Source organism: Magnetococcales bacterium (genome assembly GCA_015231925.1).
In the GTDB taxonomy this organism is placed as follows: domain Bacteria; phylum Pseudomonadota; class Magnetococcia; order Magnetococcales; family JADGAQ01; genus JADGAQ01.
Window position 1 is genome coordinate 1 of the sequence record JADGAQ010000316.1, and the last position, 2968, is coordinate 2968.

Below are 2968 nucleotides of genomic sequence, written 5' to 3' on the forward strand. Positions count from 1 at the left end.
CGGTGGGGGTGCCGCCCCCACCTGGGGCAACCCCGCCAGGAGCCACCGCCGGGCCGTCCGGGCCGTCAAGACCACCATCGTCCAACCCATCACCCGGAGTTCCGGAACCGCCAGGACCTCCAGTGCCTCCGGGACTGCCAGAGGTTCCCGTCCCTCCCGTTCCGGAGTTGTTGGTACCTGAAGTTCCACCTCCTGGTGACCCTTCAAAGATTTCGATCAACTTGATACCTAACGCTTGGTTGACGAAACTAGTAATCGCGAAGGTTTGCCCGTTTACAGTGCAATACAGGGAATTCCCGACACCGCCCGCCCACTCATAGGTAACAGTAAGACCACCCGCCGTCCCATAATATTTTCCAGATAGCCCGGTTCCACCGCTTAAGAAGGAATAATTAATTAGAACTGCTCCCAGTCTATCCTCATCCTGGATTACATCGCCGTCATCTACAACATAGACATCGAAGCCAGTTCCTCCAATCAGCAGGTCGTACCCCGTCCCTCCAACCAGCAGGTCGGAACCCTCTCCTCCATTTAGAGTGTCATTCCAATCACTACCATACAACCAATCAGTATTGGCGCCACCATAAAGCTGATTATTTGTTCCGTTTTCAACACGGATTTCATCCTGACCACCTTCACCATACAATATATTTTGGAACGGGTTTCTACCAATTAATGTATTGTCTTCAGAGTTTCCATAACCCACTGCACCTGACGTTGCATAATCTTCACTAAGAACAAGCTTTTCGACATAAGCATTAAGCTTATAACCTGTCCCTGTGGAATAGCAATATACTGTATCGACCCCCGCAGAAACATATTCAACAGCAGCGTCGGAAGACGAGTCTATATAATATACATCGTCCCCAATACCGCCCTCCATATAATCATCACCAGATCCACCATCCAAAATATCATTGCCTTCCCCACCTTCCAAACCATCCATTCCGGCTTCCCCATACAGGGTATCGCCGCCATCGTCACCGAATAAGTAGTCTGTATTGCCACCGCCATATAATTTATCCGCACCCCCACCCCCATAAAGTTCATTAGTTTTATCATTGCCTATTATCTTATCATCACCACTCCCTCCCTTCGCATTTTCAATTATTGCATTTCTTGCAATACCGAGATTCAATATCTCCCAACTATCGAACCCAACCGAACTATAGTGGCCATCACGCAGATCGATCATCACCTTGTCGGAAAGATAGGAGGCATCAATAGTGTCGGTGCCTTTAGCGTCCCAAATAGTGTACATAAAATGCCCAATACCCCACATGGCATAATTCCACGTTGTATTGCCTGCCTGGTAAGTCATATTGGGACCGTACATTAACTGAATAGCCGCAATATCGTCTACCATAGGGGTTTGAGGATAGACGGATGGATCTATTTGGAAAATATCATCTGGATGTTTTACAGCCATGACAGTATTAAGGATTCTCTCATCCTGCGGTACATTAGGGGAATAACCCTGCCCCTCCGCATACGAATCCACCAATCCAAGTATATGTCCAATTTCGTGCAATAAAGTCTTGAATGATCGACTTCCAGGCAATGCGCTGCCCAAACCATCTCTATTAATCCAAAGGTCGTTCGCAACAGGATCTCTACCAAAGTTGGGGATTGCATACCCATTAAATCCGTCATTAGTGTTTGAATAATACGTTCCTATTCTTATCGTTGCCTCCGACAATGAAGAGGACTCCATGAAAGATATATCTGCTACATTAGCCCACGCATTAAGCATACTTTCAATGGAAAACTGAGCGGGCCTAGGGTCAAGAGTTAGCGGATTTATAAATTTAGTTAGCGGATTTGCCGCTCGGACCGATTCATCGTACTCAGCATACTCCTCTACAATGTAATTATCCAATAAATCTCCTGCACTAAAATAGCTGTAGGTGATAAAGTCTGAATTCACTTGCCACTCTACCGAAGGGCCCATAATTTTACCGATATCGTCCATTAGAATCTCCGGAATAGAGGTTGATTTGAACAGGAGAAATTATCTTCATGGTTTTGGCTCCAAAGAGATATTCTTATATTGGTGTGGACGTTTTGATTCGTCAATATATGGAATTATTGCAGTACTATAATAGATTAGCTTTTCGAATACTAGTATAAAAGTATATATATCAGGTTTATCTTGATCTTTTGATGTTGCAAAAGAAACGCAACCCTTCGATCTGTATTCGATATTATCAGGACGAGCCCGGATTCTGTTGCACCATGCGCCATAATTGCTTGAAGTGTATGAAAGTTTGCATCTATTAACCCACTCAATCTTACTATCGTCGAAGTCAAGCCGGATGGCATAGAACAGAGTTTCCTCATATGCATATTTTGTTTCAGGAAAAGCATTCCCAGTATAGACTTGCATATCTACGCCATATTCAGGCCTAATATGGTATCGAAAGACTGCGCGGGCAGTCTCACATATTTTATTTTCCTGTTCTGGAGTAGAGTTGAGGACGCTGCATAGCAACACTATGGATTTATTAATAGGATTACTACAAGCTCTTGGCTTCTCATTTTCGCTAACAGCTGAAACCGGACAATAGCATAACAATGTTATTATTATAATGTATTTTTTTTTAGGATACCTAGCTGCCCACAGGGGCCATGAGTATCCTGATAACTGTTGCATGCCTGACGTTAAAACACTGCCCATTTTTTTCCCGTAATTGTTAAGTCCCGTACGACCATAAAACCGGTTCTTTCTCTTTTTGGCCAAACTTGGCCGCAATCGCGCGACACGACATGAAGGCCTTGATCATCGTTTGGGCCAAACCGGTCGGGAAGTTCGGACAGTTCCGGAAATTGATTAATCTTTCCAAACAGATGCCCGTAAAAAGTGCCGGACGCGACGACCAAGTGGCCGAAACGTTGATCAAGGCCCGGCATGAATTTGTAACCGATTTCGACAGGAAGATCCTCCAGGGTCGGGGAAGAAGCCCACCCG

3 protein-coding genes are annotated in these 2968 nt (G+C 45.1%); all 3 read right to left on the reverse strand.

Annotated features, from left to right (window positions below; genetic code table 11):
• Positions 1 to 1972: M10 family metallopeptidase C-terminal domain-containing protein (locus HQL56_19280; protein MBF0311660.1), on the reverse strand; the 1972-nt coding region annotated here is incomplete at its 3' end.
• Between the two features lie 45 nt (positions 1973 to 2017).
• On the reverse strand, positions 2018 to 2677 hold the full coding sequence (locus HQL56_19285; GenBank protein ID MBF0311661.1) for a hypothetical protein: 660 nt from the start codon (positions 2675 to 2677) through the stop codon (positions 2018 to 2020).
• Positions 2662 to 2968 (reverse strand): hypothetical protein (locus tag HQL56_19290; protein ID MBF0311662.1); only part of this gene is annotated, 307 nt, incomplete at its 5' end. The genes HQL56_19285 and HQL56_19290, both read right to left, overlap by 16 nt.